The organism is Rhizobium redzepovicii (assembly GCF_019793435.1).
Classification (GTDB): domain Bacteria; phylum Pseudomonadota; class Alphaproteobacteria; order Rhizobiales; family Rhizobiaceae; genus Rhizobium; species Rhizobium redzepovicii.
Genome location: NZ_JAILYH010000007.1, coordinates 145,550 through 171,619, shown reverse-complemented (window position 1 = coordinate 171,619; position 26,070 = coordinate 145,550). Strand labels below are relative to the sequence as shown.

General features: G+C 61.2%; 26 protein-coding genes and 1 tRNA gene. 15 read left to right on the top strand and 12 right to left on the bottom strand.

All coding sequences use genetic code 11. The annotated features are described in order from the left end of the window. Positions 1-2: 2 nt before the first annotated feature. Entirely contained in the window at positions 3-611 is a 609-nt protein-coding gene (gene phnH / locus K6N12_RS13270) for a phosphonate C-P lyase system protein PhnH (RefSeq protein WP_097628361.1), read from the bottom strand. Continuing rightward, positions 611-1,087, bottom strand: coding sequence for a phosphonate C-P lyase system protein PhnG (phnG, locus tag K6N12_RS13265; protein ID WP_222148826.1), 477 nt, complete (start codon positions 1,085-1,087; stop codon positions 611-613). Before phnG ends, phnH begins: the two co-directional genes overlap by 1 nt. A 113-nt stretch (positions 1,088-1,200) precedes the next feature. Here phnG and phnF point away from each other — a divergent pair, with 113 nt between their 5' ends. Then, positions 1,201-1,938, top strand: a complete 738-nt coding sequence (gene phnF, locus K6N12_RS13260; RefSeq protein WP_097628359.1) for a phosphonate metabolism transcriptional regulator PhnF — start codon at positions 1,201-1,203, stop codon at positions 1,936-1,938. Positions 1,939-1,951: 13 nt separating this feature from the next. Here the strand turns inward: phnF and K6N12_RS13255 are convergent, their stop codons facing one another. From K6N12_RS13255 to mepA, 6 genes are all read right to left on the bottom strand, one after another. Next, the gene (locus K6N12_RS13255; protein WP_097628358.1) at positions 1,952-2,587 is read right to left on the bottom strand and encodes a 2,3-bisphosphoglycerate-dependent phosphoglycerate mutase; all 636 of its coding nucleotides are present in this window, start codon (positions 2,585-2,587) and stop codon (positions 1,952-1,954) included. Between the two features lie 21 nt (positions 2,588-2,608). Next, positions 2,609-3,433, bottom strand: coding sequence for a 4-hydroxy-tetrahydrodipicolinate reductase (dapB, locus tag K6N12_RS13250; RefSeq protein WP_097628357.1), 825 nt, complete (start codon positions 3,431-3,433; stop codon positions 2,609-2,611). Between the two features lie 15 nt (positions 3,434-3,448). Further along, positions 3,449-5,236 (bottom strand): ABC transporter ATP-binding protein, encoded by a 1,788-nt coding sequence (locus K6N12_RS13245; RefSeq protein ID WP_097628356.1) that lies wholly within the window; start codon positions 5,234-5,236, stop codon positions 3,449-3,451. A gap of 125 nt (positions 5,237-5,361) precedes the next feature. Next, positions 5,362-6,387 carry a glucokinase gene (locus tag K6N12_RS13240; protein WP_097628355.1) on the bottom strand — a complete coding sequence of 342 codons (1,026 nt, stop codon included), beginning with the start codon at positions 6,385-6,387 and terminating at the stop codon, positions 5,362-5,364. A gap of 17 nt (positions 6,388-6,404) precedes the next feature. Beyond that, on the bottom strand, positions 6,405-6,785 hold the full coding sequence (locus tag K6N12_RS13235; protein ID WP_097628354.1) for a methylglyoxal synthase: 381 nt from the start codon (positions 6,783-6,785) through the stop codon (positions 6,405-6,407). Positions 6,786-6,887: 102 nt separating this feature from the next. Beyond that, the gene (gene mepA, locus K6N12_RS13230; protein WP_097628353.1) at positions 6,888-7,964 is read right to left on the bottom strand and encodes a penicillin-insensitive murein endopeptidase; all 1,077 of its coding nucleotides are present in this window, start codon (positions 7,962-7,964) and stop codon (positions 6,888-6,890) included. A gap of 247 nt (positions 7,965-8,211) precedes the next feature. On the opposite strand from mepA, the gene K6N12_RS13225 reads away from it, so the two are divergent. From K6N12_RS13225 to pncB, 7 genes are all read left to right on the top strand, one after another. Then, the gene (locus K6N12_RS13225) at positions 8,212-10,044 is read left to right on the top strand and encodes an extracellular solute-binding protein (protein ID WP_097628352.1); all 1,833 of its coding nucleotides are present in this window, start codon (positions 8,212-8,214) and stop codon (positions 10,042-10,044) included. 150 nt (positions 10,045-10,194) lie between these two features. Further along, positions 10,195-11,283, top strand: coding sequence for a microcin C ABC transporter permease YejB (locus tag K6N12_RS13220; protein WP_097628351.1), 1,089 nt, complete (start codon positions 10,195-10,197; stop codon positions 11,281-11,283). Next, positions 11,283-12,431: an ABC transporter permease gene (locus tag K6N12_RS13215; RefSeq protein ID WP_097628350.1), complete on the top strand. Its 1,149-nt coding sequence runs from the start codon at positions 11,283-11,285 to the stop codon at positions 12,429-12,431. The genes K6N12_RS13220 and K6N12_RS13215 overlap by 1 nt, the downstream gene beginning before the upstream one ends. Then, the gene (locus K6N12_RS13210) at positions 12,428-14,065 is read left to right on the top strand and encodes an ABC transporter ATP-binding protein (RefSeq protein WP_097628349.1); all 1,638 of its coding nucleotides are present in this window, start codon (positions 12,428-12,430) and stop codon (positions 14,063-14,065) included. Before K6N12_RS13215 ends, K6N12_RS13210 begins: the two co-directional genes overlap by 4 nt. A gap of 8 nt (positions 14,066-14,073) precedes the next feature. Further along, complete coding sequence (locus tag K6N12_RS13205; protein ID WP_097628348.1) at positions 14,074-15,033, top strand: 2-hydroxyacid dehydrogenase; 960 nt, start codon at positions 14,074-14,076, stop codon at positions 15,031-15,033. 216 nt (positions 15,034-15,249) lie between these two features. Continuing rightward, the gene (locus K6N12_RS13200) at positions 15,250-15,615 is read left to right on the top strand and encodes a hypothetical protein (RefSeq protein WP_179867160.1); all 366 of its coding nucleotides are present in this window, start codon (positions 15,250-15,252) and stop codon (positions 15,613-15,615) included. Positions 15,616-15,802: 187 nt separating this feature from the next. Beyond that, the gene (gene pncB, locus K6N12_RS13195; RefSeq protein WP_097628347.1) at positions 15,803-17,107 is read left to right on the top strand and encodes a nicotinate phosphoribosyltransferase; all 1,305 of its coding nucleotides are present in this window, start codon (positions 15,803-15,805) and stop codon (positions 17,105-17,107) included. Here pncB and K6N12_RS13190 read toward each other — a convergent pair. Further along, positions 17,089-17,328: a CrpP-related protein gene (locus tag K6N12_RS13190; protein ID WP_097628346.1), complete on the bottom strand. Its 240-nt coding sequence runs from the start codon at positions 17,326-17,328 to the stop codon at positions 17,089-17,091. The two genes, pncB and K6N12_RS13190, sit on opposite strands and share 19 nt — an antisense overlap. A gap of 382 nt (positions 17,329-17,710) precedes the next feature. Next, on the bottom strand, positions 17,711-17,920 hold the full coding sequence (locus tag K6N12_RS13185; protein ID WP_097628345.1) for a KTSC domain-containing protein: 210 nt from the start codon (positions 17,918-17,920) through the stop codon (positions 17,711-17,713). Between the two features lie 212 nt (positions 17,921-18,132). Here K6N12_RS13185 and K6N12_RS13180 point away from each other — a divergent pair, with 212 nt between their 5' ends. Next, positions 18,133-18,945: a hypothetical protein gene (locus K6N12_RS13180; protein ID WP_239619928.1), complete on the top strand. Its 813-nt coding sequence runs from the start codon at positions 18,133-18,135 to the stop codon at positions 18,943-18,945. A 243-nt stretch (positions 18,946-19,188) separates the two neighbouring features. Here K6N12_RS13180 and K6N12_RS13175 read toward each other — a convergent pair whose 3' ends face one another. Next, complete coding sequence (locus K6N12_RS13175) at positions 19,189-19,809, bottom strand: RBBP9/YdeN family alpha/beta hydrolase (RefSeq protein ID WP_097628344.1); 621 nt, start codon at positions 19,807-19,809, stop codon at positions 19,189-19,191. Between the two features lie 41 nt (positions 19,810-19,850). Here K6N12_RS13175 and K6N12_RS13170 point away from each other — a divergent pair, with 41 nt between their 5' ends. Then, positions 19,851-20,327 carry an Lrp/AsnC family transcriptional regulator gene (locus tag K6N12_RS13170; protein WP_097628343.1) on the top strand — a complete coding sequence of 159 codons (477 nt, stop codon included), beginning with the start codon at positions 19,851-19,853 and terminating at the stop codon, positions 20,325-20,327. A gap of 106 nt (positions 20,328-20,433) precedes the next feature. Here K6N12_RS13170 and K6N12_RS13165 read toward each other — a convergent pair. Continuing rightward, positions 20,434-20,523, bottom strand: a tRNA-Ser gene (locus tag K6N12_RS13165). A gap of 227 nt (positions 20,524-20,750) precedes the next feature. On the opposite strand from K6N12_RS13165, the gene K6N12_RS13160 reads away from it, so the two are divergent. The 5 genes from K6N12_RS13160 (at position 20,751) to K6N12_RS13140 (ending at position 26,069) form a co-directional block, all read left to right on the top strand. After that, positions 20,751-21,068, top strand: a complete 318-nt coding sequence (locus K6N12_RS13160) for a hypothetical protein (protein WP_097628342.1) — start codon at positions 20,751-20,753, stop codon at positions 21,066-21,068. Positions 21,069-21,383: 315 nt separating this feature from the next. After that, positions 21,384-22,376, top strand: coding sequence for a BMP family lipoprotein (locus tag K6N12_RS13155; RefSeq protein WP_097628341.1), 993 nt, complete (start codon positions 21,384-21,386; stop codon positions 22,374-22,376). A gap of 88 nt (positions 22,377-22,464) precedes the next feature. Beyond that, the gene (locus tag K6N12_RS13150) at positions 22,465-23,976 is read left to right on the top strand and encodes an ABC transporter ATP-binding protein (RefSeq protein WP_097628340.1); all 1,512 of its coding nucleotides are present in this window, start codon (positions 22,465-22,467) and stop codon (positions 23,974-23,976) included. A 7-nt stretch (positions 23,977-23,983) separates the two neighbouring features. Beyond that, on the top strand, positions 23,984-25,087 hold the full coding sequence (locus tag K6N12_RS13145; protein ID WP_097628339.1) for an ABC transporter permease: 1,104 nt from the start codon (positions 23,984-23,986) through the stop codon (positions 25,085-25,087). 10 nt (positions 25,088-25,097) lie between these two features. Next, on the top strand, positions 25,098-26,069 hold the full coding sequence (locus tag K6N12_RS13140) for an ABC transporter permease (protein WP_097628338.1): 972 nt from the start codon (positions 25,098-25,100) through the stop codon (positions 26,067-26,069). Position 26,070: the final 1 nt, after the last annotated feature.

Genomic DNA, 26,070 nt, shown 5'->3' with positions numbered 1-26,070 from the left:
GCTCAGATCTCCATTGCTGTGATCTTGGTGGTGCGCGGCAGGCAGAGTAAGCGATTGCCCGATGTCAGCACGATGTCGATGCCGCGCGGGAAGAGCCCGCGGTTTTCGGTCCAGAGCCGCAGGAAAGTCTCCTGCAGGCCGACAGGCGCGATTTCCGTCACACTCTGAATCCCGGGACCCATCAGCGCCAGCCTGCGCCCACCCTCGAGTGCGGAAAGTTCGATCACGAGCGTCGTCGAACGGTCGGGATATTCCTGCGTGCCTGAGGCGAAGAGGCTGAAGGGGCAAAGCGTGGTACCGGCTTCCGTGAAGGCGAAGCGTGCCTCGGCCTTCTCCGTGGTCAGCGGCGCGCCGGTGTGGAAACCGAGCCACTCCGGCACGGCCGATTTCGCAAGCCCCTGGGAAAGCCAGACTGGTGTGTCGTGGTCGCAAAGTGTGAGCGCGATCGCGCCAGCGGCACTGCCAAGGGGGGCCGGCGGCGCGGCCTCGGGCTGGACGGTCTGGATCATGCCGGGGCGGGCCATGCCGTCCATCAGCATCTTGAAGACACTTTGGGCGTGGAAGACCGGGTCGGCAAAGCCGCCGGTCAAGGCTTCTGTCTTCGGGCCCATCAGTTGTCTCCCCTGACCATGGTGAAGAAGTCGACGCGGGTGGCCGCCGTCTCCTCCGCCTTGCGGCGTTCGGCCGTGGCGAGCCGCTCAGTGATCGGCAGAAGCAATGCCTGTTCGACGAAATCCTGCGTCGCCTCGTCCTGCCACAGCGCATCGAAGATCGCTGCCAGCCGGGCCTTCTCGCGATCGGTGCCGAGCGCCTGAGCATGACCGACCGAGCCGGAGTCGAGCCGGACCGTGGCCCGGGTCACCGTCACTTCGCCGAAATTGAAGGGAGCGCCGCCGCCGCCGATGCGGCCGCGCACCATCACCAGCCCCGTCTCCGGTCCGCGCACCGGATGCGCCGCAGGCTTTTGCGGCAACGCATCCCAGACTGCCGAGAGTTCGCTGCGTTCCGCGCGCGCCAGCAGATCGGCGGCGCGTTTGCGCCCGGATGCCGTCTGTGACGCAGCGTCTGTCCTGTCCGCCGATATCATCGCCGCTTCCCTTTAAATGTCTATTGATATAGACAACCATACAAGCTATACTTAGTCCTAAATCGATGTCGTGACAAGCGTGTGACATCGGGCGCGGGAAATGGCGGGAACGAATGGCGGGATTGAAGCAAGTGCAAAGGCAGACCGGCGTGGCGCTCTGGCGTCAGATCGCTGACCGGATTCGCGAGACGATCGGCAACGGTACCTATGACGAAACGGGAATGGTGCCGCCGGAAACGGTCCTGGCACTGCAATTCGGCGTCAACCGCCACACGGTGCGCAGCGCCCTGGCGGCATTGGCGCAGGAGGGGATCGTGCGCGCGGTACAAGGTCGCGGCACGCTGATCGAGCGCAAGGAGCGGCTGAATTTTCCGATCACCCGGCGCACCCGCTTCACGTCAGGCATCGGCGATCAGGCGCGCGAGATGCGCAGCCTACTGCTCGATGAGGTGCAGGAGGAAGCAAGCGCCGAGGTCGCCCGCTGGCTGGGTCTGAAGCAGGGGGAGCAGGTGATCCGTCTGGAAACATTGCGTCAGGCGGACAAGCGGCCGGTGTCAAAAGCGACGAGCTGGTTTCCCGCCGCACGCTTCGCCGGGATCGGCGAGGCCTATCGCAAGCGCGAATCGATCACCAAGGCCTTCGCCGATCTTGGCCTGTCGGATTATGTCCGTGCGACGACCGAAGTGACGGCCTCCCATGCGAACACGGCCGATCTGGCCGATCTGGAGCTGACGCCCGGCGCGATCCTGCTGATCGCCAAGGCGATGAACACCGATCTTGACGGTCTGCCGGTGCAATATTCGATCAGCCGCTTTGCGGCCGACCGAGTGCAGTTCACGATTGAGAACTGAGGGCAAATTGCATTCAGTGCGCGCCGGACATGTCGCCGAGCACTTCCTTTGACGCCACGGTCGAATCCGCCTTCAGCTTGTAGACCATGGGAACGCCGGTTGCGAGATTGAGGGCAAGCACGCCTTCCTTGGTCAGCTTGTCGAGCACCATGACCAGCGAACGCAGCGAATTGCCGTGGGCGGCGACCAGCACTTTCTCGCCCCGAAGCACGCGCGGTAGGATCTCGGTAAGGTAATAGGGCCAGACGCGGGCGCCGGTGTCGCGCAGGCTTTCGCCGCCGGGCGGCGGCACGTCGTAGGAACGGCGCCAGATGTGCACCTGTTCCTCGCCCCATTTGGCGCGGGCATCGTCCTTGTTGAGGCCGGAGAGGTCGCCATAGTCGCGCTCGTTCAGCGCCTGGTCGCGGATCGTAGGGAGATCCGGCTGGCCGACCTTGTCGAGGATGAGCTTCAGCGTGTGCTGGGCGCGCACCAGCACCGAGGTATAGGCGACGTCGAACTTGATCCCGTATTCTGCGAGTGCGGCGCCGCCGGCATTGGCTTCCTCGATGCCGAGCGCCGTCAGATCGGGATCCTTCCAGCCGGTGAAGAGATTCTTCAGGTTCCAGTCACTCTGGCCGTGGCGAACGAGGACGAGGGTTCCGCTCATGAATATGCCTCCGATATGTCGTTATTGGGAAGAAAGCCCGAGCACGTCGAGCATGGAATAGAGACCCGGCTTCTTGTCGCGCGCCCAGAGTGCGGCCTTGATGGCGCCGCGCGCAAAAATCGATCGGTCGGCAGCGCTGTGCGACAGGGTGACGATCTCGCCTTCGCCGGCGAAAAGCACCGAATGCTCGCCGATGACGGAGCCGCCGCGCAGCGTCGCAAAACCGATCGTGCCGGCTTGCCGAGCGCCCGTATGGCCGTCGCGTACGCGGACCGATTTCGAGGCGAGATCGATATTGCGCCCCTTGGCCGCGGCCTCGCCGAGCAGAAGGGCGGTGCCGGAAGGCGCATCCACCTTGTGCTTATGGTGCATTTCCAGGATTTCGATGTCCCAGTCATCGGGTTCGAGCGCCCACGCAGCCTGCTCGGCGAGCACGCTGAGCAGATTGACGCCGAGGCTCATATTGCCTGACTTGACGATGCGGGCATGGCGGGCCGCAGCAGTGATCCTGGCATTGTCGTCGTCCGAGCAGCCGGTCGTGCCGACGACATGGACGATGCGGGCCTGCGCGGCCAGCCCCGAGAATTCTACTGTCGCGGCGGGCGAGGTGAAGTCGAGCACACCTTCGGCGTCGAGGAAGGCCTGGAGCGGATCGTCGCCGATGATGATGCCGCTCGGGCCGAGACCGGCAATCTCGCCGGCATCCTTGCCGATAAAGGGTGAACCGCTGCGCTCGACCGCCGCATGCAGTGTGGCGCCCTCGATGGAATGGATGAGCCGGATCAGTGTCTGCCCCATGCGCCCGGCTGCGCCAACCACCACCAGTTTCATCGCAGCATCGCTCATGTCAGTTTCACCAGGTCAGTTTGAATCGGAGGCCGAAGGCCTCTGCAGATTGTTGAGGCGAGCGTAAAGACCGTCGCTGACCTTCGCAAGCGTCTCGTGATTGCCTTCTTCGACGACGCGGCCCTGCTGCATGACGACGATCTTGTCGGCGCGAACCACAGTCGAAAGCCGGTGAGCGATGACGACGACGGTGCGCCCGGTCATTGCCTCGTCGAGCGCCTTTTGCACGGCCGCTTCGGATTCGGTATCGAGCGCCGAGGTCGCCTCGTCGAGCAGCAGGATCGGCGCATTGCGCACCAGCGCGCGCGCAATCGACAGCCGCTGACGCTGGCCGCCCGAAAGCGTCACGCCATTTTCGCCGACCGGCGTGTCGTAACCCTGCGGCTGCGCTGCGATGAAGTCATGCGCATAGGCAAGCCGAGCCGCGTCTTCCACGTCGGCATCGGTCGCTTCCGGTCGGCCGTAGCGGATATTGTCGCGGATCGTGCCCTCGAACAGGTAAGGCTGCTGCGAGACATAAGCGAGCTGATGGCGCAGTGATTTCTTGGTGATGTGGGCGATGTCCTGCCCGTCGATCAGGATCTCGCCCTCGCGCGGATCGTAAAAGCGCGGAATGAGGTTGATGACCGTGGATTTGCCGGCGCCTGAAGGACCGACCAGCGCCGTGGTCGCGCCGCCCTCGGCGATGAAGCTCACACCGCTCAGCACGCTCTCACTGCCGTAGCCAAAGGAAACATTGCGGAATTCGATCCGGGCTTGCGTCACCGTCAGCGGCTGGGCATCCGGCAGGTCGCGTTGGCGCGGCTCCATGTCGAGCAATTCGTAGATCATTCGCGCATTGACGACGGCCCGCTCCATCTGCACCTGCAGTCGGGCAAGCCGGCGGGCCGGATCATAGGCAAGCAGCAGCGCCGTGACGAAGGAGAAGAAGGCGCCCGGCGGCACATTGTAGTAGATCGAGCGGTAGGCGGCATAGGCCAGCACGCTGGCGACGGCAAAACCCGCGAAACTCTCGGTCAGCGGAGAGGTGCGTTCGGAAAGCCGGGCAATCCGGTTCGCCCTGTTTTCGGCACCCTTGATGAGCTTGGTGACCTTGCGTTCCAGCTCGTCTTCCATCGTGAAGGCTTTCACGATGGCGATGCCCTGGATCGTCTCCTGCATGGCGCCGAGAACGTGGCTGTTCAAATGCACCGCCTCGCGGGTCGCCGAGCGCAGCCGCTTGGAAACGTAGCGCAGCGCATAAAGCAGCGGCGGAGCCATGATGAACACCGCAAGGCTGAGCAACGGATCCTGGAGGATCATCACCGCCAGCAGCGACACGAAGGTCAAAAGGTCGCGCACCGTCGAGGTGATCGTCAGGTTGAGCACGTCGCGGATGCCGCTGACGTTTTGGCTCACCTGCGCGGCGATATGGGCTGAGCGCGCCTCGCTGAAGAAGCCGACTGACAGCGTCATCAGATGCGAATAGAGTCGGCGCTGGTAACGCGCGACGATGTCGTTGCCGACCTTGGACAGCGCCACCGCCTGGCCGTAGCTCGCAAAGCCGCGCAGCACGAAGGCGATGAAGATCGAAAGACAGATGATCCAGACGACATCGGCGCGCCGGTTGGCGAAGGCCTCATCGATGATCGCCCGCATGATCCAGGCGGTAAACGCCGTCGAAAGCGCCACGACGATCAGGCAGGCAATCGCAAAGACATAGCCCCAGAGATGGTCGCGGCCGTTTTCAGCAATGATGCGCTTGAGGATGCCGGTTACGGTATCGCTGCTGACGCTCTGCGTTCTGCTTTCCGCCGCTTCCAAATATCGGGTTTCCTGTCTCGCGCCAAACGCGGCGCAGGGTGCGACGCGTACTTTTGCCGGCTCTATAAAGAGTTGGGATTGGTTTGGCTAGAGCGCCGCCCGCCCGGGTGGCGCGCGCGCCGGGCTCAGCGCCGCCAGCGGCGGCCTTCCGTCGAGACGCCGAAATTCGCCGGCATGCGGGCGTAGGAGGAAAGCCCGGCAAGCGCTGCCAGCGGATGCGTCACCACATAGGTCGGGATGGTGCGAAGCAGCGCCGTATGCGGCGCCTTGTCCTCGAAGGCCAAGCGGAATTCCGGCCTCCTCAGCGCCGGCAGGATCTTCTGCGAGATGCCCCCGGATAGATAAACGCCGCCGCGCGCCATGAACACCATCGCCATGTCGCCCGCCACCCGGCCGAGATAGGTGGCAAACAGCGAGACGGTCTCGACCGCCGCCTTGTCGCTGCCGGCAAGCGCGTGCGAAGTGATGTCGGCGGGATCCTTCATGGTCGGCTGGATGCCGTCGACCACGCAGATGGCATGATAGAGGTTGACGAGGCCCCGCCCGCAAAGGATCTGCTCGGCCGACACGCGCCCTTCGATCGTCTCGATATGCGGGAAGATTTGATAGTCGCGCTTGCTGCGCGGTCCGAGATCGACATGGCCGCCTTCACCGGGAACCGGGATCCAGCTGTGCTGGGCATGCACCAGCCCGCCGACGCCGAGCCCGGTGCCGGGTCCGAGCACGACGCGCGACGCGATCATGTCGCCAGTGGCGTCGCCGATGCGTTCGCGGTTCTCATCCGAAAGGGCGGCGACTGCGAGCGCCTGCGCCTCGAAATCGTTGACGACCAGCACGTCCTCCATACCGAGGCCCTCGATCATCGTCTTTGGCCGCACCACCCAGGCGCAATTGGTCAGCGGGATCTCGTCATCGTTGATCGGGCCGGCGACGGCAAGGATCGCCGAGCGCGGCTGCACGGCGGTCTTGTCGAGCACCCCCTGCTGGATCGCCGCGTCGATCGTGGCGAAATCCGCCGTGCGCACGTTCGGAAACTGTTTCGGCTCGGCATAGGCATCGGTCAGGATGGAGAAGCGGGCATTCGTGCCGCCGATATCGCCGATCAGGATCGGGAAAGGCAGCGGAGCGGTGCTGTGGTTCGGTTTTGGCATGGCCGGTTCCGTGCTGATCAGGCTTCGAGTGTGGGAAGAAGTTTTATAGCGGTCGCGTGATTGAGCGCCATCGGAATATCGTAAACGATGGCGAGCCGCATCAGCGCCTTGACGTCGACATCGTGCGGCATTGGCGTCAAGGGGTCGACGAAGAAGATCAAGGCCCTGACCTCGCCGGTCGAAATCAGCGCGCCGATCTGCTGGTCGCCGCCGAGTGGTCCGCTTTTCAATCTTGTGACATCGAGATCCGGAGCTGCGACGAGCACGCGCCCGCCGGTCGTGCCGGTGGCGACGATCTTCCAGCGGGAAAGAATGTCGCTGTGGGCGCGGGCGAACGCCGCCATGTCGTCTTTCTTCTGGTCATGCGCAATCAATGCAAGGCATTTGCCGCCGGCCATGAATCCTATCTCCGCCCAAGCAATTCAATCGATTTGACCGCTTCTATACCAAGAGTTTGCGATTTGAAAGACAGCGCCCCTTTCCGTCCGCCTCGGCCGTTCTCATTGGATCGCTGGCTTGTCGTTCGGAACCGGGCCGACATCCGGCAGTGCCTCATCGGGATCGGCGGCCGGCTCTGCTACCGGAGCAGCAGTCAGCGCGCTTGCGGCGGAGGGCCCGCCATAGGTGGCGGCCTGCATCGAGGCAACGGACGCGGCATCGAGCACGGCGGCACAGGCTTTCGGCAGGTCGGAAACCATCATTTCACGCGGCGGTTTCGGCGGCTTGGCGCCGGGCTTTGGCGGTTTTGGCGCGGCCCAGGGGGCAGGCGTGAACCACCAGGCGAGCGACTTGTCGCAGCCGTCGCCGGCGGCAACAGGCGCCTGCGGCGTGCATCCGGCAGCGCCGGCCGGGCATTTGATGCGGATGTGGAAATGCGAGTCATGACCGTATTCCGGCCGAAGCTTGCCGAGATTGGTGCGGTCGCCCGTCCAGGTGTCGCACATTTTCTTCTTGATCGCCGGGTTGACGAAGATGCGCTCGACCTCGGGATAGCTTGCCGCCAGCATCAGCAGCCGCGCCCGCGATTGCGTCCACACATTAGGGTCGACGGTCAGGAACTTGTCCTTTTGCAGCATGGTGGTGAAGGGCAGGTCCTCGCGTTCCTTTGCCGTCATGCGGCGCGCCGGCATCGGCGTAAACCAGACGTCGGCATCGAGGCCAATCTGGTGCGAGGCATGACCGTTGAACATCGGCCCGCCGCGCGGCTGCGCGATGTCGCCGACGAGAAGGCCCGGCCAGCCGGCATATTTGACCCCATCCTGTGAAAGACGTTCGAGCAGCGAAATCATCGCCGGGTTGCCCCAGCGTCGATTGCGCGAAAGCCGCATCGCCTCCCAGGTCGGCCCGTCGGCCGGCAGCGCCACCGCACCGGTCATGCAGCCCTTGGCGTAAAACCCGATCGGCTGCGCCGGTCCCTGAGTCGGCAGGCCGACGGCGCCGAACTGGCCCTTGGCGCTGCCGGGGCTCGGCGTCTTCTGTTCGGCCCCGACATCGCCGGCCGCAAGGCTCGCGCCGATTGCCCCGGCAAGCGTCAGTTTGCCGAATGTCTTGAAAGCCTGAGCGAAGCCGAAAGCCATGCTGTTTCCTTGAGAAGTGATTTGCGTTCGAATCTATCGTGAAAAGTGATTTTGGTGAATCGATGTTTTGGCTGGCGGGGATAGGCGGCGGCGGTGACGGATCGCCGCAGCGTTGCACCGCAAGTTGCGAGGGGGGTGACACCAACGGCTCAAATTTTCGCGAGTCCGGCAAAAACCAAACTCTCACCTGTTTTTCGCCTGTATTTTTCGTATTGTCGAACCCACCAATAATGAGGGGAAAGCGTGAATGGCGGCTTTGTGGTCGAAGATCGGTTTGTTTGTATCGCTGACGGGCGTCTTGGCGCCCATGACGGCAACGGGTCAGGACCAGCCGTTTCGGATCGGCAGTTCCGTCATCAGTGAGATGAAGTACAAGCCGGGCTTTGCGCATTTCGACTACGTCAATCCCAATGCCCCAAAAGGCGGAGACCTGCGCCTTTCTGCCAGCGGCGCCTTCGACACCTTCAATCCTATCCTTGCTAAAGGCCAGATAGCGGCAGGGCTCTCGCTCGTCTACGACACGTTGATGAAGCCGACCGATGACGAGCTCCTTGTTTCCTATGGTCTGCTTGCTGAGGGCCTGTCCTATCCGGATGACGTCTCAAGCGCGACCTTTCGCCTCCGCAAGGAAGCGAAATGGGCGGATGGCCAGCCGATAACGCCCGACGACGTGATCTTCAGTCTGGATAAGACGAAGGAGTTAAACGCTGCCACCGCGAACTATTATCGCCACGTGGTGAAGGCCGAAAAGACGGGCGACCGCGACGTCACTTTCACCTTCGACGAAAAGAACAATCGCGAGCTCCCGAATATTCTCGGCCAGTTGGTGATCGTGCCGAAACATTGGTGGGAGGGGCAGGGGCCGGACGGCAAGCCGCGCGACATCTCAAAGACGACGCTCGAGCCTGTGATGGGATCGGGGCCTTATAAGATCGCATCCTTTTCGTCCGGCGCGACGATCCGTTATGAACTGCGCGACGATTATTGGGGCAAGGATCTCAATGTGAATGTCGGCCAGAACAATTTCCGCAACGTCATTTACACCTATTTCGGCGACCGGGATGTCGAGTTCGAAGCCTTTCGCGCCGGCAATAGTGACTATTGGCAGGAGACAACGGCGTCCCGCTGGGCGACGGGTTATGATTTTCCCGCGGTGAAGGACGGACGCGTCAAGAAAGAAGAGGTTGCAAATCCGCTGCGCTCCACCGGCATCCTGCAAGCGCTCGTGCCCAATATGCGGCGTGACCTCTTCAAGGATGAACGGGTCCGTGAGGCGCTGAATTACGGCCTCGATTTCGAGGAGCTGAACCGGACCGTTGCCTTCAACAGCTACAAGCGCATCGACAGCTACTTCTGGAACACCGAACTCGCCTCCTCCGGCCTGCCGCAGGGGCGTGAACTGGAAATACTGCAGGCCATGAAGGACAAAGTTCCGCCTGAGGTCTTCACGACGCCCTACACCAATCCGGTTGGGGGCGATCCGCAGAAAAGCCGCGACAACCTCCGCAAGGCGATTGCATTGCTGAAAGAAGCCGGATGGGAGATCAAGAACAATCGCATGGTCAATAGCAAGACCGGCCAGCCGATGAGTTTCGAGATCCTGTTGTCGAGCCCCGTATTGGAGCGCTGGGCGGTGCCCTATGCCAACAATCTCAAGAAAATCGGCATCGATGCGCGGGTGCGCACGGTCGACGCCTCGCAAGCCGTCAACCGCGAGCGCAGCTTCGATTACGACATGATCTGGAATGTCTGGGCGGAGACGATGAACCCGGGCAACGAGCAAGCAGATTATTGGGGGTCGGGTTCGGTCGACCAGCAGGGCTCCCACAATTATGCAGGCATCGCCAATCCGGCGGTCGACGAGCTCATCCGCATGATCATCTTCGCACCCAATCGTGCGGAACAGGTCGCAGCGATCAAGGCAATGGATCGCGTATTGCTGGCAAACCACTACGTCATCCCGCTGTTCTATCGCGATACCTATAACCTCGCCTATTGGAACACGATTACGCACCCCACCGACTTCCCGACCTATGGACTGGGTTTCCCGGAAGCCTGGTGGTCCGCCTCGGCAAAATGAGCGGGCTTGCAATGCAGGGGCCGTGGGCTCCAAATGGCACGAACGAATCACGACACGCCGGCAGCGCCGGCAAGGGAAGGCTGGCGGATTGAGCGGCATTGGACTGGACGGCGGGCAGACAAGAATGAAATTTCCGGAGGCTGAAAGCTGATGGGCGCTTATGTCATTCGCCGCCTGCTTTTGATGATCCCGACCATTGTCGGCATCATGGCGATTTCCTTCATTGTCATTCAGTTCGCCCCCGGCGGGCCGGTCGAGCAGGTGATCGCCCAATTGACCGGTCAGGCCGATAGTGCCGATCAACGCCTGTCCGGCGGCGGCGATCTTCTCGGGGGCGGCGGCAGCGACGAAGGCTCCAAATATCGCGGCGCCCAGGGGCTCGATCCGGAGCTGATCGCCAAGCTCGAAAAGCAGTTTGGCTTCGACAAGCCGCCGCTGACGCGTTTCGGCGAGATGATGTGGAATTACATCCGCTTCGACTTCGGCGAGAGCTTCTTCCGCAATACCTCCGTGCTCAATCTCATCAAGGAGAAGCTGCCGGTGTCGATCTCGCTCGGCATCTGGATCCTGATCTTCTCCTATGCCATCTCCATCCCGCTTGGCATCCGCAAGGCGATCAAGGATGGATCGACCTTCGATGTCTGGACGTCGGGCGTCATCGTCGTCGGTTACGCCGTGCCGAGCTTCCTCTTCGGTATTCTCCTGATCGTGCTTTTCGCCGGCGGCTCGTTCTACGACTGGTTCCCGCTGCGTGGCCTGGTCTCCGACAATTTCGACCAGCTCGCCTGGTGGCAGAAGCCGCTCGATTATTTCTGGCACCTCACTTTGCCGCTGATCTCGCTGTCGCTCGCCGCCTTCGCCACGACGACGCTCTTGACGAAGAACTCGTTCATCGAGGAGATCAAGAAACAATATGTGGTCACCGCCCGCGCCAAGGGTCTGAATGAGCGGCAGGTGCTTTATGGCCATGTGTTCCGCAATGCCATGCTGATCATCATCGCCGGTTTCCCCGGCGCCTTCATTTCCGCATTCTTCACCGGCTCGCTGCTCATCGAAAATATCTTCTCGCTGGATGGCCTCGGCCGCCTCGGCTATCTCTCGGTGGTCAACCGGGACTATCCGATCGTCTTCGCCACGCTCTACATCTTCTCGCTGCTCGGCCTTGTCGTCAGCCTGATTTCCGACCTGATCTACACCTGGATCGATCCGCGCATCGATTTCGAGCGGAGGGATGTCTGATGGACGCCGCCGCAAATCCTGCTGTCGCAACACCCGTCAAGCCGCCGCGCAAGGGCCTGCTGTCACCGACCAACATTCGCCGCTGGCAGAATTTCCGGGCGAACGGCCGCGGTTATTGGGCACTGTGGCTGTTCCTGCTGCTGTTCATCCTAAGCCTGTTTGCCGAATTCCTCGCCAACGACCGGCCGATCGTCGCCTCCTACAAGGGCGAGATCCTGTTCCCGGTTCTGATCGACTATCCAGAGGAGAAGTTCGGCGGCTTTCTTGCCGAGACCGACTACCGATCTTCGGTGATCGCAGACGAGATCAATGCCAATGGCTGGATGGTCTGGCCGCCGATCCGCTATTCCTACCGCTCGGTCAACTCGAACATTCCGCATTCGGCGCCGACCGCCCCCTTCTGGCTGATGAGCAAGGAGGAGCGGTGCTCCGGTTATCCTGAAGGGGCGAACGATCCTGCCTGCACGCTCGGCAATCTCAACTGGCTCGGCACCGACGACCAGGCGCGCGACGTGCTCGCGCGCGTCATCTACGGTTTCCGCATATCCGTGCTCTTCGGCCTGGCGCTGACCATCTGCTCAGCGATCATCGGCGTGACGGCAGGCGCCGTGCAGGGCTATTTCGGCGGCTGGACGGATCTCCTGCTGCAGCGCTTCATCGAGATCTGGTCGTCGATGCCAGTGCTTTACATCCTGCTAATCATCGCCGCCATTCTGCCGCCCGGCTTCTTCGTGCTGCTCGGCATCATGCTGCTCTTTTCCTGGGTCGGCTTCGTCGGCATCGTGCGCGCCGAATTCCTGCGCGCCCGCAATTTCGAATATGTCCGCGCCGCCCGCGCGCTCGGTGTCAACAACCGCACCATCATGTGGCGCCACATGCTGCCGAACGCCATGGTGGCGACGCTGACCTTCCTGCCCTTTATCCTCTCCGGATCGATCACGACGCTGACCTCGCTGGATTTCCTCGGCTTCGGCATGCCGCCTGGCTCCCCTTCGCTCGGCGAGATGATCGCCCAGGGCAAGAGCAACCTGCAGGCGCCGTGGCTCGGGCTGACGGCCTTCTTCGCCATGTCGATCATGCTGTCCCTGCTGATCTTCATCGGCGAAGCCGTGCGCGATGCCTTCGATCCGAGGAAGACGTTTCAATGAGTGACATGACAGAACCATTCCTTTCCGTCCGCGATCTCTCGGTTGCCTTTCATCAGGGCGGCCAGACCTCGCTTGCCGTCGATCACATCTCCTTCGATATCGCCAAGGGTGAAGTCGTGGCGCTAGTCGGCGAATCCGGCTCCGGCAAGTCGGTCTCGGCCAACTCGATCCTGCGGCTTTTGCCTTATCCTTCGGCCAGCCATCCCTCCGGCGAGATCCTGTTCAAGGGCAAGGATCTCTTGAAGGCGTCGGAGAGGGCCTTGCGCGAGGTGCGCGGCAACGACATCACCATGATCTTCCAGGAGCCGATGACCTCGCTCAATCCGCTTCATACGATCGAGAAGCAGATTGCCGAAATCCTGGCACTGCACCAGGGTCTGTCCGGCCAGCCGGCGCGTCAGCGCATCCTGGAATTGTTGAACCAGGTCGGCATTCGCGAGCCGGAAAAGCGGTTGAAGGCCTATCCGCACGAATTGTCAGGCGGCCAGCGCCAGCGCGTCATGATCGCCATGGCGCTCGCCAACCGGCCGGAATTGCTGATCGCCGACGAGCCGACCACGGCGCTTGACGTCACCGTGCAGGCGCAGATCCTCGAATTGCTCCGGCAGTTGAAGGCCACGCACGGCATGTCGATGCTGTTCATCACCCATGATCTCGGCATCGTGCGCAAATTCGCCGATCGCGTCTGCGTCATGACCAAGGGAAGGATCGTCGAAACCGGAACGGTCGAGGAGGTCTTCGCCAATCCGAAGCACGACTATACCCGCCATCTGCTTGCCTCCGAACCGCGCGGCGAGCCGCCGCTTGCCGACCCCGCAAAGCCGATGGTGATGGAAGGGTCCGACATTCGCGTCTGGTTCCCGATCAAGGCAGGGCTGATGCGCCGCGTCGTCGATCACGTGAAGGCGGTCGACGGCATCGATCTTTCGCTGCGTGCCGGGCAGACGCTCGGTGTCGTCGGCGAGTCCGGTTCCGGCAAGACCACGCTCGGCCTGGCGCTCACCCGGCTGATTTCCTCGCAAGGGCGGATCGCCTTTGTCGGCAAGGATATAGCCGGCTATTCGTTCAGCGAGATGCGGCCGCTGCGCAACCAGCTGCAGGTAGTCTTCCAGGATCCCTACGGGTCGCTCAGCCCACGCATGTCGGTCGGCGATATCGTCGCCGAAGGGCTGAAGGTGCATGAGCGCTCGTTGACAGCGGAAGAGCGCGACCAGCGCGTTTGCTGGGCGCTGGAGGAAGTCGGTCTCGATCCCCTGACCCGCTGGCGTTATCCGCACGAATTCTCCGGCGGCCAGCGCCAGCGCGTCGCCATTGCCCGCGCCATGGTGCTGAAACCGCGCTTCGTCATGCTCGACGAACCGACCTCCGCGCTCGACATGAGCGTTCAGGCCCAGGTGGTCGATCTCCTGCGCGATCTGCAGAAGAAGCATGACCTCGCCTATCTGTTCATCAGCCACGACCTGAAGGTGGTGAAGGCGCTGGCCAACGACGTCATCGTCATGCGTTTCGGCAAGGTGGTGGAGCAGGGCCCCTCATCGCAAATCTTCCGCGCTCCGAAGGACGACTACACCAAGGCGCTGATGGCGGCCGCCTTCAACATCGAGGCGGTGCCGACACCAGCCGTTCAGCAGTAAAGATCATCATGCCGACACCTCCTCCCGTTCTCGTCGATATCAAGTTCAATCCCGAAGGCGTTGCCCGCGCGCTGGAGACGGCCTTTTCCGATCGCGGCAGCATCAATCTCGCCGATCCGGCCGATCGGGGGCGTGATCTCAGCGAAGCAGAATATGCGCTGCTCTGGAAACCTGATGCCGACCTTTTCGTACGGGCGCCGAACCTCAAGGTGATCTTCTCGGGCGGCGCAGGCGTCGACCATATCATCGGCATGGACGGCCTGCCCGAAATCCCGATCGTGCGTTTTGTCGATCGCAGCCTGACGACCCGCATGAGCGAATGGGTGGTCATGCAGTGCCTGATGCATCTGCGCGGGCAATATGCGCATGACAGCTATCAGCGGCGCCGTGAATGGGCCAAGCTGATCGCGCCGGAGGCGGCCGAGGTGACGGTCGGCGTCATGGGCCTCGGCGTGCTCGGCCAGGATGCGGTCGCTAAGCTGAAGGTGATGGGTTTTAACGTCATCGGCTGGTCGCGCACCCGCAAGGAGATCGACGGCGTCGAAACCTTCGATGCCGGCGCGCTGGACGCGTTCCTCGGGCGGACCGATATCCTTGTCGGCCTGCTGCCGCTGACGCCTGAGACGACAGGTTTTTATGATAGCGGGCTATTTAAAAAGCTCCGCCGCAACGGCGCGCTCGGGAGGCCGGTCTTCATCAATGCCGGCCGCGGCAAGAGCCAGGTCGAAGCCGATATCGTTTCCGCCATCCGCGACGGCACCCTTGGCGGCGCTTCCCTCGATGTCTTCGAGGCGGAGCCACTTGGCCCAGACAACCCGTTATGGGAACTGGAAAATGTCTTCATCACGCCGCACGACGCGGCGGTTTCGGAAGAAAACGCGCTGTTCCGTCACGTCGAGACTCAGATCGCCCGTTTCGAGCACGGCGAGCCGCTGCAATTCCTGGTCGACCGCGGCGTCGGCTATTAGAGCATGTCGCGCAAACGTGTGTAGCGGTTTTCCCAGGCAAAGCGTGAAGCGCTTTTGCCGCAACGGTATGCGTACAAAACAATGGTCTAAAGCGCTAGAGCGAACCTGAACGATCGCGACGAGCGCTGGGCATCGGGAACCTTCGACACAGCCGACCGTTTTCTCTGCTGAAGTTCTGTGGGCCGGATCGGCCTGTCCAGACAGCGGAAGGAGACGATGATGGCGCATCAGACGGAAACACGCTGGGAAAAGTCCGACGGCAAGCTTCATAGGGAAGAGCAGATCCCGCCGGTGAAGGCAAGGCAGGGGCGCGCGGGCTATCGCATCCTGCTGGTGCTGCTCGCCGCACTGGTGCTCGCTTTCGTCGTCTGGATCCCCGTCGAGATTTGGGGCAAGCGCGAAGCAAACGAGGTGGCGCCGCAGCAGCCCGGCCAGCAGTTGCAGTCGCAGCAGCCCGCCACGGCACCTGCACCAACCCTGCAAAACGGCACTGCGGTTCCGACCGAGACGCAGAACACGGCACCGGCCGCCCCCGGTGTTGCGCCTGCAGCACCGGCCCAACCTGCGGCGCCGGCACAATAAATATTCGGTGGACGACGCATTGCATCCCGCCGCCATGCGCGGCGGGATGCTTGTTGTTTTTTCTGGACTTTGTCTGTCGATTTTTCGATAACAAGGCGCACGAGCCGGTTCGTGCGCCGGCCCGGAACTTGGCAACACCCGGGAGTTTTGGCAGCACCTGACCGGAGTGGACAGGGGCAGGAATTTTATGGCCAGGACCGATATTGCAAGACGCGTCTACAATCACGCCTGGAAACTCGATCCGATCATCCGCAGCCTGATCGACACCGACTTCTATAAGCTCCTGATGCTGCAGATGATCTGGAAGCTTTACCCGGACGTGAACGCATCCTTCACGCTCATCAACCGCACCAAGCGTGTGCGGCTCGCCGATGAGATCGACGAAGGCGAATTGCGCGAACAGCTCGATCACGCCCGGACGCTGAAACTCTCCAAGAAGGAGATGATCTGGCTGGCGGGTAACAGTTTCTACGGCCGCGCGCAGATCTTCGAGCCGGAATTCCTTGCCTGGCTTTCCAACTTCCAGCTCCCCGAATATGAGCTGTCGAAGAAAGACGGGCAATATGTCCTGGATTTCCACGGGTCCTGGAAAGAAACCACCATGTGGGAGATCCCGGCACTCGCCATCGTCAACGAGCTGCGGTCGCGCTCGGCGATGAGGGCGCTCGGTCCCTTCACCCTCGATGTGCTCTATGCCCGCGCCAAGGCGAAGATGTGGTCGAAGGTCGAGCGGCTGAAGGAATTGCCGGGCTTGCGCATCTCCGATTTCGGCACCCGCCGCCGTCACAGTTTCCTCTGGCAGCGCTGGTGTGTCGAGGCGCTGAAGGAAGGCATCGGCCCGGCCTTTACCGGCACCAGCAATGTCTTGCTGGCGATGGATTCCGATCTCGAGGCCGTCGGCACCAATGCGCACGAACTGCCGATGGTGGCTGCTGCCCTCGCGCAAACCGACGAGCAGTTGCGCAATGCGCCCTACAAGATCCTGCGCGACTGGAACAAGCTCTATGGCGGCAACCTTCTGATCGTCCTGCCGGATGCTTTCGGCACTGCCGCTTTCTTGCGCGACGCGCCGGAATGGGTCGCCGACTGGACCGGCTTCCGCCCCGACAGCGCCCCGCCGATCGAGGGCGGTGAAAAGATCATCGACTGGTGGAAGAAGATGGGCCGCGATCCGCGTCAGAAGCTGCTGATTTTCTCCGACGGTCTCGATGTCGACGCCATCATCGACACCTACCGGCATTTCGAAGGCCGCGTGCGCATGAGCTTCGGCTGGGGCACCAACCTGACGAACGATTTTTCCGGCTGCGCGCCGACCGAGATCTCAGGCCTCAATCCGATCTCGGTCGTCTGCAAGGTCAGCGACGCCGACGGCCATCCGGCGGTAAAACTCTCCGACAATCCGCAGAAGGCGACAGGCGACCCGGCAGAGGTCGAGCGCTACCTGAAATTCTTCGGCGCCGAGGACCGGATCGATCAGACCGTTCTGGTGTAGGCAAGCGACACGGCGCCGCCATCCCGCGGCGCATTGCTATGCCCGGCCATCGCATCCTCGATCGACCAGCCGAAGCGCCAGGCGTCGAACATCGAGTACCATTCCTGGAAATCGGTGATCGGCAGGATATCCGGCTTCGACATCGGATTGTCGGCCAGGCTGCGGCCACGCGCACGGTCCCGTACGCCACGCTCCTGCATCTCAAGCAGAGTCTCGAACATCGTCACCCCCTTGGTCCTATCCGATAGATTTATGCAATCATTCTAATAAAGCATTGTCGAGTCCGGATACGATAATTGGAGTTTTTCACAGGATTAGCCCCAAATCGCTAGTTCAGGGGTAACGGCGACTGCAACGGCCCGGGCATACGATCACGATCAGCAAAAATTGCCTGACGGGGAGGCCCGGCTTCCTGGCTGGGGTCCGCCACCGAGCCTCCCGGCTAGCCGAGCTTGAAGAAGCCGGCAGCGCCGACACGTTGCCGCCTTCCGGCCGAAGCGATCCAACCAAGATGGTTAGCACGGTTAAAGGGCTGTTAATATCCACCGGACGTGTCCCGATCCTGCGTAATCCCGACGTGGGCCGGCGGCATTCCTCTGCTTGTCAGGCAGCCAATCGCCGAAACCGGGTTCTGATCCGGTCGAGGTAATAATGGCCGGGAGACGGCGCCACCGCCATGGCGTGGGCTTCGGAGGACGGAACGCCTTCGAACAGCCGCTCCTCGCCATTCTTGAAGCAAATCCTCAGCCGCCCGTCTTTCTGGCTGAAATAGACGGATTTGATGATCTTCGATTTGACCGAAAGTTCTTCCACCTGTTTTATCTCCGTTTTTTAATTTGGCCGAAGATAAACCCAAACGTGCAAAGACGCGGTGAAGCCGCATGGTAAAAAATCAGGAATCTTGGCTACGTTGTCAGGACGTTAATCGGATACCGTCGCCACACCTCGATACTACCGATTGCTGGCTTCCGCGGCGTCGCGATACAGGCACTTGCTGAACAGAAAGATCGACGTTTGACAGCGCCATGTTTAATGACGATATCTTCCATCCGAAGGCGAAGAATGGCAGGGATGCAATGCTAGGTGAAGCGATTTCCTTTATAAGACGTAATCTGTCTTTTGTGTGTGTTGTTGTTGCAGTCAATTGCGCACTGGTCGCTTTTGATGATTACAGCGGCGGAAACAAAAGTAATTCAGCGCAATATTTCGTTTCCTTGTCTTTTGCATTCTTCATTCAGAAAGCAATATTGAATGGAGACGGGAAAGTTTCAAACCTGACCGGCGGCATGCGTGGCTTTGGTGGCTACATCTGGAAGAACTTGCTTATCGTGCTCGTCGTGTTTGGAATCGGGATTGGTGGCCCTGTCGCATGCGGGGCCGCGTCTCTATCAAGGAATGTATTTCTACTCTTATGTCTTGCGGTGATCGCAATTATCCTGCCGCTGCTGCTTGCCCTTGTCGGAACCTGGCCTATCGCCGGAATTGCGGGCTCCAAAAGCGGGCTTTCAGCTGCTTTCAGCCGGGGGAAACGCGGTTTGCTTCCCACGTTTTTACGGCTGTTTGCCGGACTTTTTCTGCCCTTCATCTGTGCTATGATATTGATGACGGCAGCAACATCGATGTCATACGAAGCCGATAGCATCTTTTCGGACGGAAAACTGAACCTCATCGCTTTGGCAATACTGGTGATTTGCCAATGGGCGTCGATATTCGGCCTATGCTACGTTTCGATCGTCCTGGCTCGCAAACTGCTGAGTTCCGCGGCTCCGCGGCATCCTATGGGAGGACGTCAGGGGAATGCGGTCGCAGCCACGAGCGTCTCGGAAATTTTCGAATAGGGCCTACAGCGCCGCGGGCGATAACCAACGTCTTCTGGTATATCCATGAACATAACCGCCGTTCTTTCGGCAGTATCCGCGCACATGGATGCTTCCGCCATAGCTCGGCCTCGCTCATGCTGCCAAGCCGAGAGGCCGCGCTCCGGACGCCGTAGCGGCGTCCGGCAGCACGAGGCTTCCGGCATCGGGCACCACCATCGGAACGACGTCTTCGAAAGCCGAACCCCGCGTTTGCGAGCCAGTTCATGCCCGGTGCGACCTTGCCAATCCGGCGGAGAAGGCCGTCAGCAAGGCCTTCCCCTGACCCCAGTTCTCAAGGCCGCTCTGCCCGTTGATATGGCCGAAAGGGCCGATCTCAACAAGACCGCTACCCCAGAGGTTGGCTCGCGTCCGGACATAGTCGAGCGAGCCGAAAGGATCGTCGGCGCTTGCGATAATCAGAGTGGGGAAGCGCATCTTTTTCGATGGTGGATTGCCGAATCCGGCCGCTTCGGCCGGGAATGAAGCGGACTTCGGATCCGGGACCGCCACAAGAAAAGCCCCGGCAACGTCAAGCGATGAGAGTTGCTGCCAATGAGCAACCAGCAGACAGGCAAGGCTGTGGGCAACGAGCAGCGGCGGGGTTGCCGATGCGCCCACAGCGCGATCGAGGGCCGAAATCCAGTCCGCCAAGTCGGGCTTGTCCCAGTCGGCTGGTTGAAAACGTCGCATTGCCGGGTTCGAGATTTCCCAGCGGGTTTGCCAATGAGCATCGCCTGAATCACCGATCCCCGGCAATATGATGATATCCTTCATATGTTTTCCTCTGATCATTCCTGCGGATGAAAATGATCCATTTTCATTTGCGCCGGAATGAATGATCATCGGAAAACGGCGTCCTTCTCCGATGATTTCAAGGTGTTCCCATGGCTTTTCAGGAAAACAATCGGGTGCTGCTTGATCCAACCGATGTCTCGATCATCGAGGCGTTGCAGGAAAATGGCCGCATTGCGATTTCCGAACTCGGTCGACGGGTCGGGCTTTCTCAGCCGGCGGCATCCGAGCGGGTCAAGCGGCTGGAAGACCGTGGTATCATTGTCGGTTACTCCGCCCGGATCGACCCCACCGCTTTGGGAATTGGAATGACGGCCGTGCTTCGCCTGCGCACGACGCACGAACATATCAAAGCCTGTCTGAAGCAGTTTGCCGAAATGCCGCAAGTCATGGAAGTCCTGCGCCTGACAGGAGAGGATTGCTTTCTCCTGAAGGTGCTGGTCCCGTCGCCGGGAGAACTCGAAACGATCGTCGATACGATCGCCCGTTTTGGATCCGTGACGACATCTCTGGTGTTGCGCAGCGAGACTCCGAAGCCGATCGGACGTGCCCTGCTGCAGCGCCTTTGAGATGCGGGGGGCGATCGGGACGTTGCTGATCGCGGTAGACCGACGAAAGACGCTTCCGCGTCCCGCTCTCGGCACGGTTTGAAATCGATATCGAAAACGAGGAGTATGGCGGACAGGGTGGGATTCGAACCCACGGTACGCTTTCACGTACACACGCGTTCCAGGCGTGCGCCTTAAACCACTCGGCCACCTGTCCTTCTTGGGCGTTCGCGCCTGGATAGGAGCAAATCGTCGGAACGGCGCGATATATACCGATGAATTTTTGTCGATCAACCGAAATCTAACAGTTTTTTGACTTCTTCCGATAAAACTCGCCTCCGCCCGTCCATTGTGCTTCACCCCATCGACGACTATGTAATTCTCAAGGTGGAGAATGGCGCGGCCGGCCGGGATTGTCCGGCATAACGAGCGTCGGAGGAATTGATGCGTTTCCTGTTGCGTCTGGCCAGCCTTGTCGCGCTTGCGGCGGCCGTTATTGCCGGGACCATCGATTCGATCCAGTCGGTTGCGGCGTCCTCGGTGGTGGTGACGCCGATCTCCGATGCCTGGCAGGATGTCAGCCCGGCAACCCTCACATCGCTGCAATCCTCCCTTTCCTATTATATCCATCCGCGTTTCTATACTTTCATCTTCCAGTGGCTGATGCTGCAGCCTGCCTTTGCCGTTTTCCTGGTGATTGCGCTGCTTCTCTGGATGATCGGCTATAAGAAGCCGCCGGTGGCTGGTCGCTTCACTGCATAGGCAAGCCGTTTTCCTCCGCGGATCGGCGGGCACTCCGATCCGGCGCCGATGTTTCCGTAGCCCCGGCGTGGCCGTTGGATTGGCTGGAAATTTGGCATCCAGGCGGCGGAGATGTCTAAAAATCAGCCCCCGGGAACGGATTTTCGGCAATCCCTGCAAATCTTTACCAGCCGAAAAATTTCTGGTGAATTTTTCCGTGAGCCATGCAAGGATGCGCGCAGCCAGGCCTCCGGGGGGAGGTCGGTGGTTCCGCAGACATGTCCGGAAAGGACTTGCGGGAGGACCCCTAACGAATAGCAACAACAGGGCTGCACAATGAAAAAATCCCTTCTCACTCTCCTTGCCGTGGCTGCCATGTCGACGACGGCGCTTGCCGCCGATGTCAAGCCGGCGCTGGTTTACGGCACCGGCGGGAAGTTCGATAAGTCCTTCAATGAGGCGGCCTACAACGGTGCCGAGAAGTTCAAGGCCGAGACCGGCATTGCCTATCGCGACTTCGAGCCGACCGGCGACACCCAGGGCGAGCAGGCCATCCGCAACTTCGCAAGCCGCGGATTCAATCCGGTGGTTGCCGTTTCCTTCGCCTGGACTTCGGCCATCGAGAAGGTCGCAGCCGAATTCCCCGACACCAAGTTCATCATCGTCGACTCCGTCGTCGACAAGCCGAACGTCCGCTCGGTGGTCTACAAGGAAGAAGAAGGCTCCTATCTCGTCGGCGTTCTCGCCGGCATGGCGTCGAAGACCGGCAAGGTCGGCTTCGTCGGCGGCATGGACATTCCGCTGATCCGCAAGTTCGAATGCGGCTATGAGCAGGGCGCACGTGCCGCCAAGGCCGATGTCGAAGTTTTCCAGAACATGACCGGCACCACGGGCGCAGCCTGGAATGACCCGGTTCGCGGCGGCGAACTCACCAAGAACCAGATCGATCAGGGCGCCGATGTTATCTACGCGGCAGCCGGTGCCACCGGTCTCGGCGTTCTGCAGACGGCTGCCGACAACAAGAAGCTGTCGATCGGCGTCGATTCCAACCAGAACCATCTGCATCCGGGCTCCGTCCTGACCTCGATGGTCAAGCGCGTCGACCTCGCCGTCTACAATGCCTATACCGACACCAAGAACGACAAGTTCACCGGCGGTGTCCAGGCGCTCGGCGTCAAGGAAGATGGTGTTGGCGCCGCGATCGACGACAACAACAAGTCGCTGATCACGCCGGAAATGCAGGCGGCTGTCGACAAGGCCAAGGCCGATATCATCGCAGGCACGATCAAGGTTCACGACTATACCTCGGACAACGCTTGCCCGAAGTGATCCGCGCCCGGATGTAATCGACGATTGAGATCGGGCGTATGGCGGAGGGGATTTTCGCCATACGCCCTTTTCTTATTTGGAGCCTGCAGTGACAGATAAGCCCGCTATCGAGCTTGTCGGCATCGACAAGAAATTCGGTGCCGTCCATGCCAACAAGGACATCAACCTCACCGTTGCCAAGGGGACGATCCACGGCATCATCGGTGAAAACGGCGCCGGCAAATCGACGCTGATGTCGATCATCTACGGTTTTTACCATGCCGACAGCGGCGAGATCCGCGTCAACGGCAATCCCGTCAGCATCCGCGACAGCCAGGCGGCGATCGCCACCGGCATCGGCATGGTGCACCAGCATTTCATGCTGGTCGATAATTTCACGGTGCTGGAGAATATCATGCTCGGCGCCGAAGGCGGCATGCTGCTGGCGAGAGGCGTCGCATCGGCCCGCGCCGAACTCAAGCGGCTGGAAACGGAATACGGCCTCGAGGTCGATCCGGACGCGCTGATCGAAGAGCTGCCGGTCGGCCTGCAGCAGCGCGTCGAAATCCTGAAGGCGATGTATCGCGGCGCCGAGATCCTGATCCTCGACGAGCCGACGGGCGTGTTGACGCCGGCCGAAGCCGATCACCTCTTCCGCATCCTCAAGGTGCTGCGCGATCAGGGCAAGACGATCATCCTCATCACCCACAAGCTGCGCGAGATCATGGCGATCACCGATACCGTCTCCGTCATGCGCCGCGGCGAAATGGTCGCGACCCGCAAGACGGCGGAAACGACGGTGGAGGAGCTTGCCGAGCTGATGGTTGGCCGCCGCGTGCTGCTGCGCGTGCAGAAGGGCGAGGCGAACCCTGGAGCGGCTGTGCTCTCCGTCCGCAACCTCACGGTCAAGGACAATCGCGGCGTTACCATGGTGGACAATGTCTCCTTCGATGTGCGTGCCGGCGAGATCGTCGGCATTGCCGGGGTTGCCGGCAACGGTCAGTCCGAATTGCTGGAGGCGATTGCCGGCATCCGCAAGCCGGCCTCCGGCGAAATCCTTCTCGACGGCCGGACGATCGACAAGGCCGATCCCGCTCGCCTGCGCGAACTCGGCCTCGCCCATATTCCCGAGGACCGCCACCACATGGGCCTGGTTTTGAAATTCGAGGAATACGAAAATTCCGTGCTCGGCTATCACCGGCGACCGGGCTACAGCAAAGGTCCGCTGCTCGATCTCGAGGCGATCCGCAGGGATGCGATGGAGAAGATCGAAAAATACGACATCCGCCCGCCGAACCCGCGGCTGAAGACGGCGAATTTCTCCGGCGGCAACCAGCAGAAGATCGTCGTTGCCCGCGAAATCGAGCGCGACCCGAAGATGCTGATCATCGGCCAGCCGACCCGCGGCGTCGATATCGGCGCCATCGAATTCATTCACCGCCGGATCATCGAAATGCGCGATGCGGGCAAGGCGATCTTGCTCGTCTCCGTCGAACTCGATGAAATCCGCTCCCTTTCAGACCGTATCCTTGTCATGTTTGCCGGCCATGTGGTCGGCGAGAAGACGCCCGATGCCGGTGAACAGACCCTCGGCCTGATGATGGCCGGCATTGCCGCGTGAGGCCTTTATGAGCACTGCTTCCGTTCCGCTGCCAAACTGGATCAACTACGGCCTGATCCCGCTTCTGAACCTCATCGTCGCCTTCCTGATCTCCGGCTTCGTCGTCTGGCTGATCGGCGAGAGCCCGCTCGGTGCATTGTCGCTGCTGATCGAAGGCGCGTTCGGTAGCGGCGAAGGCATCGGCTTCACGCTCTACTATGCGACGAGCTTCATCTTCACCGGTCTGTCCGTGGCTGTCGCCATCCATGCCGGTCTCTTCAACATCGGCTCGGAAGGCCAGGCCTATGTCGGTGGACTGGGCTGCGCGCTGGTGGCGCTGGCGCTCGATCGTTACGTGCCGTGGTATGTGACGATGCCGATCGCCGTCATCGGCGCCGGGCTCTTTGGTGCTGCCTGGGCCTTCATCCCAGCGTTCCTGCAGGCCAAGCGCGGCAGCCATATCGTCATCACGACGATCATGTTCAATTATATCGCCGCCGCCCTGATGGTGTACCTGCTGGTGCATGTGCTGATCGTGCCCGGCAAGATGGCGCCCGAAACCCGCACGTTCCTCGAAGGCGGGCAGCTCCCCAAGCTTGGCTGGGTCATGAGCATCTTCGGCAGCAAATTAGGTGCTGCGCCGTTCAACGTCTCCTTCGTCATCGCCCTTCTTGCCGCCTGGTTTGTCTGGATTCTGATCTGGCGTACCAAGCTCGGCTTCGAGATGCGCACGCTGGGTGTGAGCTCGACGGCTGCCGAGTATGCCGGCATTCCCTACGCACGTATCGTCATTATCGCCATGCTCATCTCCGGCGCACTCGCCGGCATGATGGCGCTCAATCCGGTCATGGGCTCTTCCGCCCGCCTGCAGGTGGAGTTCGTCGGCGGCGCCGGCTTTGTCGGTATCGCGGTATCGCTAATGGGCCGCAATCATCCGCTCGGCATCATCTTCGCCGCGATCCTCTTCGGCATCCTTTATCAGGGCGGCGACTGGATCTCTTTCGAAATGCCGAACATCACCCGCGAGATGATCTTGGTCATCCAGGGTCTGGTGATCCTGTTCGCCGGCGCGCTGGAATATATGTTCCGGCCGGCGATGGTGCACCTCTATCGACAGTTCAAGCGAGCCTGAGGAGCGGACGATGGACTATTATGACATCTTCATCAGCGTTCTGAGCTCGACCATTCGCCTGTCGATCCCGCTTATTTTCACCGCTCTCGCCGGCCTGTTTTCGGAACGCGCCGGCATCTTCGATATCGGCCTTGAGGGTAAAATGCTGGGCTCGGCCTTTGCTGCCGCCTGTATTGCCTATCTCACCGGTTCGGCCTGGCTCGGGCTTGGTGCGGGCATCCTCTGCTCGGTGGCGCTCAGCCTGGTGCATGGTTTTGCTTCGATCACCAACCGTGGCAACCAGATCGTCTCGGGTGTGGCGATCAACTTCTTCATCGCCGGCATCACCATCGTGCTCGGCCAGGCCTGGTTCGGCCAGGGCGGGCGCACGCCGCAGCTGTCGCCGGAAGCGCGCTTCGCGCCGATCATCCTGCCGGGCGCAGATGCCATCCATAGTGTGCCGATCCTCGGCCCGCTCTATGCCAATGTCATCTCGGGCAACAATATCCTGACTTACCTTGCCTTTCTTGCCGTGCCGTTTTCCTGGTGGGTGCTTTACCGCACGCGCTTCGGCCTGCGCATGCGCGCCGTCGGCGAAAACCCGGGTGCGGTCGATACGGCGGGCATCTCGGTCGCCTGGCTGCGCTACCGCGCCGTCATGTGCGCCGGCATCCTCTGCGGCTTTGCCGGCACTTATCTGGCGATCGCCCAGTCCGCCGCCTTCATCAAGGACATGTCGGCCGGCAAGGGCTATATCGCGCTCGCCGCTCTCGTCTTCGCCAAGTGGAAGCCGGTGCCTGTGATGTTTGCCTGCCTGCTCTTCGGCTTCCTCGATGCGCTGGCCAATTTTATGCAGGGCAAGCAGGTGCCGTTGATCGGCGAGGTGCCGGTGCAGGTCTTCCAGGCGCTGCCCTACATCCTCACCTGCATCCTGCTTGCCGGCTTCATCGGCGTTGCGACCCCGCCGAAGGCCGGCGGTGTGCCCTATACGAAGGAGCGTTGAT

Coding starts and splice junctions, on each gene's coding strand:
- phnH (WP_097628361.1), bottom strand. CDS start 611: ATGGGCCCGAAGACAGAAGCCTTGACCGGCGGCTTTGCCGACCCGGTC.
- phnG (WP_222148826.1), bottom strand. CDS start 1,087: ATGATATCGGCGGACAGGACAGACGCTGCGTCACAGACGGCATCCGGG.
- phnF (WP_097628359.1), top strand. CDS start 1,201: ATGGCGGGATTGAAGCAAGTGCAAAGGCAGACCGGCGTGGCGCTCTGG.
- K6N12_RS13255 (WP_097628358.1), bottom strand. CDS start 2,587: ATGAGCGGAACCCTCGTCCTCGTTCGCCACGGCCAGAGTGACTGGAAC.
- dapB (WP_097628357.1), bottom strand. CDS start 3,433: ATGAGCGATGCTGCGATGAAACTGGTGGTGGTTGGCGCAGCCGGGCGC.
- K6N12_RS13240 (WP_097628355.1), bottom strand. CDS start 6,387: ATGCCAAAACCGAACCACAGCACCGCTCCGCTGCCTTTCCCGATCCTG.
- K6N12_RS13235 (WP_097628354.1), bottom strand. CDS start 6,785: ATGGCCGGCGGCAAATGCCTTGCATTGATTGCGCATGACCAGAAGAAA.
- mepA (WP_097628353.1), bottom strand. CDS start 7,964: ATGGCTTTCGGCTTCGCTCAGGCTTTCAAGACATTCGGCAAACTGACG.
- K6N12_RS13225 (WP_097628352.1), top strand. CDS start 8,212: ATGGCGGCTTTGTGGTCGAAGATCGGTTTGTTTGTATCGCTGACGGGC.
- K6N12_RS13220 (WP_097628351.1), top strand. CDS start 10,195: ATGGGCGCTTATGTCATTCGCCGCCTGCTTTTGATGATCCCGACCATT.
- K6N12_RS13215 (WP_097628350.1), top strand. CDS start 11,283: ATGGACGCCGCCGCAAATCCTGCTGTCGCAACACCCGTCAAGCCGCCG.
- K6N12_RS13210 (WP_097628349.1), top strand. CDS start 12,428: ATGAGTGACATGACAGAACCATTCCTTTCCGTCCGCGATCTCTCGGTT.
- K6N12_RS13205 (WP_097628348.1), top strand. CDS start 14,074: ATGCCGACACCTCCTCCCGTTCTCGTCGATATCAAGTTCAATCCCGAA.
- K6N12_RS13200 (WP_179867160.1), top strand. CDS start 15,250: ATGATGGCGCATCAGACGGAAACACGCTGGGAAAAGTCCGACGGCAAG.
- pncB (WP_097628347.1), top strand. CDS start 15,803: ATGGCCAGGACCGATATTGCAAGACGCGTCTACAATCACGCCTGGAAA.
- K6N12_RS13190 (WP_097628346.1), bottom strand. CDS start 17,328: ATGTTCGAGACTCTGCTTGAGATGCAGGAGCGTGGCGTACGGGACCGT.
- K6N12_RS13180 (WP_239619928.1), top strand. CDS start 18,133: ATGTTTAATGACGATATCTTCCATCCGAAGGCGAAGAATGGCAGGGAT.
- K6N12_RS13175 (WP_097628344.1), bottom strand. CDS start 19,809: ATGATCATTCATTCCGGCGCAAATGAAAATGGATCATTTTCATCCGCA.
- K6N12_RS13170 (WP_097628343.1), top strand. CDS start 19,851: ATGGCTTTTCAGGAAAACAATCGGGTGCTGCTTGATCCAACCGATGTC.
- K6N12_RS13160 (WP_097628342.1), top strand. CDS start 20,751: ATGCGTTTCCTGTTGCGTCTGGCCAGCCTTGTCGCGCTTGCGGCGGCC.
- K6N12_RS13155 (WP_097628341.1), top strand. CDS start 21,384: ATGAAAAAATCCCTTCTCACTCTCCTTGCCGTGGCTGCCATGTCGACG.
- K6N12_RS13145 (WP_097628339.1), top strand. CDS start 23,984: ATGAGCACTGCTTCCGTTCCGCTGCCAAACTGGATCAACTACGGCCTG.
- K6N12_RS13140 (WP_097628338.1), top strand. CDS start 25,098: ATGGACTATTATGACATCTTCATCAGCGTTCTGAGCTCGACCATTCGC.